Origin of the sequence: Sphaerochaeta sp. UBA5836 (genome assembly GCF_002432845.1) — a bacterium.
Taxonomy (GTDB): domain Bacteria; phylum Spirochaetota; class Spirochaetia; order Sphaerochaetales; family Sphaerochaetaceae; genus Sphaerochaeta.
Genome location: NZ_DJGW01000107.1, coordinates 41,662 through 45,445 on the forward strand (window position 1 = coordinate 41,662; position 3,784 = coordinate 45,445).

At 51.8% G+C, this 3,784-nt stretch carries 5 protein-coding genes; 3 read left to right on the forward strand and 2 right to left on the reverse strand.

Annotation, left to right across the window (positions count from 1 at the left end):
• Window positions 1–700, forward strand: a 700-nt coding sequence (locus tag B3F49_RS10605) for a DNA alkylation repair protein (protein ID WP_293910914.1), incomplete at its 5' end; no start/stop codon positions are given.
• Here B3F49_RS10605 and B3F49_RS10610 read toward each other — a convergent pair.
• Window positions 684–1,592: a dipeptidase gene (locus B3F49_RS10610; protein WP_293910916.1), complete on the reverse strand. Its 909-nt coding sequence runs from the start codon at window positions 1,590–1,592 to the stop codon at window positions 684–686. The genes B3F49_RS10605 and B3F49_RS10610 overlap by 17 nt on opposite strands.
• A gap of 103 nt (window positions 1,593–1,695) precedes the next feature.
• On the opposite strand from B3F49_RS10610, the gene trxA reads away from it, so the two are divergent.
• Both trxA and trpB read left to right on the forward strand, forming a co-directional pair.
• Complete coding sequence (gene trxA, locus B3F49_RS10615) at window positions 1,696–2,010, forward strand: thioredoxin (protein ID WP_293910918.1); 315 nt, start codon at window positions 1,696–1,698, stop codon at window positions 2,008–2,010.
• A gap of 158 nt (window positions 2,011–2,168) precedes the next feature.
• The gene (trpB, locus tag B3F49_RS10620; protein WP_293893392.1) at window positions 2,169–3,452 is read left to right on the forward strand and encodes a tryptophan synthase subunit beta; all 1,284 of its coding nucleotides are present in this window, start codon (window positions 2,169–2,171) and stop codon (window positions 3,450–3,452) included.
• On the opposite strand, the gene B3F49_RS10625 is transcribed toward trpB, so the two are convergent.
• Window positions 3,439–3,784: hypothetical protein (locus tag B3F49_RS10625; protein ID WP_293910920.1), on the reverse strand; the 346-nt coding region annotated here is incomplete at its 5' end. The genes trpB and B3F49_RS10625 overlap by 14 nt on opposite strands.

Below are 3,784 nucleotides of genomic sequence, written 5' to 3' on the forward strand. Positions count from 1 at the left end.
GTCTGTGAATCAACAGGAACTCAAACGAAGGCTCGGCGAGATTGCTGAGCCTTCGTATCGTGCTTTCAGCGAGAAACTTAAGGTAAGCGACCGTGCTGTGCTCGGTGTACGTGCCCCCAAGCTTGCTAGCCTTGCAAAAGAGTTGGCCAAGAGCGAAAAAAGCAAAGCTCTCGATGATTTTCTCTCCTACCGAGACCCGTCGTATGAAGAGATTCAAGTCAGTTTCTCGATTTTCGGTTTGCTGAAGCTCGAGTATCGAACCGCCCTTTCGTATTTGGACAGGCTCAGGCCGTTCAATGAGAGTTGGGCGACCAATGACAACCTTGCTGGATGCTTCTCCCATCTCACAGAGGAACCGGACTTTTATCGGTATTTGTGTTCACTTCTTCGTGAACAAGATTCCTATGACCAGAGGCTGGGCATTGTAGGCTTGATGAACTACTACCTTGACGCTGCCTCGATCGACCAAACACTGGAAGAACTCGCCACGGTTTCCAATCCCCACTACTATGTTGTAATGGCCCTCGGATGGGCCTATGCCACAGCATTCTGCAGCAGCCGAAGCAAGACGCTGCCATATCTGTATCCGGGCATCCTGGGCGAACAGGTTCGGCGCAAAGCCATCCAAAAGTGCATAGAGTCACGCTTGGTCGGAGAAGAGGATAAAACCTTGCTCAAGAGCCTCAGGAAAGCACCCTGAGAGCGTTGGAATACCACATACCCTCTAGATCGGAATCCGTAAACCCGGACTTTTCCAACGCCTGCCACAACAAGATCAATCCATCATAGTGGGGGATCTCAATGTCGCCTGTAATGCCGTCGTAATCAGTACCCAATGCCAACACTGCGCTCCCGCCGACCTGTTTGAGATGAGCGGCATGGCGTACCATTGCTTCAACGGTGCTTGTATTCCAATTCTCGCTGAGAAACGACGGGCAGAAATTCAACCCCACCACCCCGCCCTTGTCAGCGATGACACGGATCATGTGGTCACTGAGGTTTCTGCTGTGATTGGTCACAGTCCGGCAGTTTGAGTGGCTGGCAATGAGCGGCTTGCGGGCGATGGAGGCAGCGTCAAAGAAGCCCTCGTCGTTGAGGTGGGAGACATCCACCAGGATGTTGTTTCGCTCCATCTCCTCGATTGCTGCAAATCCAAGGCTTTTCAATCCGCCAACTTGATGATGGGGAAAACCGAAGTCATTCTCATGGTTCCATGTCAGGGTGGCAAGCCGAACCCCCCAGGAGGCGAGCGTCCCAATCCGTTCAAGCTTCCCTTCCAGGATTTGCAGCTCCTCACAGCTGAGGATTGCTCCATGGCGGGCAGAGGTGCGCACCTCATCTGCAGTTCTGACCTGTACGATCCGTTCGTGATTACGCAGCATTTCCAGCAGGAACCGCTGGTGCAGGTATTGGGCTGCCTGCCAGCAGTCACCAAGCTTGCTGTCGACGAACAGGGCGAAGCAGGTCGTCACTTTGCCAGCCTTGTCCATCCAGGCGAGGGAGACATGTCCCTCGTTTTCCCAGAGACATCCACTTTGTTTTTGAGCGAGTTCGTAGATGGTGTCGCAATGCAAATCAACGATCGGATGCATCAAAAAACGCTCCCAAGTAGTTGCCGTTAGCAAATAAAAGTAGTAATGTATCTATACGATACAAGAATTCACCTGTATAGTATACAGTAACAAGGAGCATAGAATGATCAAACATGTAACCAAGAGCACATATGAAGCTGAAGTCCTGAAGAGCACTGTCCCCGTAGTCGTCGATTTCTGGGCGGCTTGGTGTGGTCCATGCCGCATGCAGGGAACCATCCTGGAGCAGCTGGACAAGGAAATCACCGCCAATCAGGCCAAGATTGTCAAGGTCAACGTAGACGAGGAAGGCGAACTTGCCGGTACCTTTGGCGTACAGTCCATTCCTACTCTTCTGTTTTACAAGGACGGCAAGGTAGTAAACAAGGCTGTCGGTGTACGCGATGCTGCAGCCGTGAAGAAAGCTTTGGGAATCTAGATATCATTTCTGCAGCAAAGAGCAAGCCCACAGGCCATATGAGTCCTGTGGGTTTTTCTTTGCACTGGGAATTGTTTCTTTTTATAGAAACTTTTGCATTCCCTGTTGACAGACTGTTTCTATCTACAGTAACATCAGAATCCAACAAGGAGATTCCCATGCAGAACCCGATAACCAAAGAAATCAATACAACCAATCTTCCCGACCAAGCTGGACGCTTCGGAGAATTTGGAGGCGCCTATCTTCCTCCCCAGTTGCAGACCGTCATGGACGAGATTACCCAAGCCTATGAGCAGATCGTACAGGACCCTGAATTTTTAAGCGAACTGGCAAGTCTCCAGAAACATTACGTTGGACGTCCATCTCCGGTCTACCATGCCAGACGGCTGTCAGAAGCAGTCGGAGGAGCTCAGATTTATCTCAAGCGTGAGGACCTGAACCATACCGGAGCACATAAGATCAATCACTGTATCGGAGAAGCGCTGCTGGCCAAGAAGCTGGGAAAGAAGAAGGTGATCGCAGAGACCGGTGCCGGTCAGCATGGGGTTGCCCTTGCCACTGCAGCCGCCCTGCTCGGTCTTGAGTGTGATATTTACATGGGTGCGATTGATATCAAGAAAGAAGCTCCGAACGTAAGCCGAATGAAGATTCTGGGTGCGACCGTCGTGGAGGTGACCAGGGGAACCAAGACGCTCAAGGATGCAGTCGATGCAGCGTTCGAGGCGTATCTTCAGGATCCCGTAACCCAGATTTATTGCATTGGTTCGGTTGTCGGTCCCCACCCCTTCCCAATGATGGTTCGTGACTTCCAGAGTGTCGTCGGCATTGAAGCCCGAAAGCAGATTCAGGAGATGACCAATTCACTCCCTGATGCGGTTGTCGCTTGTGTCGGCGGTGGTTCGAATGCCATGGGAATTTTCAGTGCCTTCCTTGACGACAAGGACGTAAAACTCTATGGTGTGGAGCCTGCAGGAAAGGGTCTTGACACCCCCGATCACGCTGCAACCATTACCAAGGGAAGTGTAGGCATCCTGCATGGATTCAAGAGCCTGTTGCTCCAGGATGACAAGGGAGAGGCTCTTCCGGTGTACTCAATAGCAAGTGGTTTGGATTATCCGGGTGTCGGCCCCCAACACAGTTACCTGCATACCATCGGGCGGGTCATCTACGAAAGTGCAACCGACCGCGAGGCAGTGGAAGCTTTCTACGGGCTGAGCAGAATGGAGGGCATCATCCCCGCCCTTGAATCCAGCCATGCAGTTGCCCATGCGATCAAGCTGGCTCAGACATTGCCCAAGGACAAGGTGATTTTGGTCAATCTTTCCGGCAGAGGAGACAAGGACATAGACTTTGTGATGGAACACTACCCGCTTGTTGAGTACGAACCGCAGGATAACGGTGATGGATTCAAGGAGTTCCTGGCTCATATCAAGCAGAAGTAACAGGAAAGAACAACGTCATACTGAGAACCAACCACGCATTTGACAGGCGTGGTTGTTCTTTTCCATGCGCTTCCTCTTCCAAGAGAAGGCTGCAACCTGGCACCAATCTTCCCCCGGGGTTGAACAGCCCTACGCCCCGCAGGATCAAAAAGCCGCCGGTCGATACTATTTCCAGCAACGGGGTGACGAACATGAAGTTGGTCGCATCCCCGATCTGCTTGGCGATGGCACTGGGAAATACACCAGCAAGGAAGGACTCAAAGCTGTTTGAACTTCTGCGATTGCCTGAGGCATGAAAAAGAGGAACTTCATGGTAGAGGCGGTGATGGTTG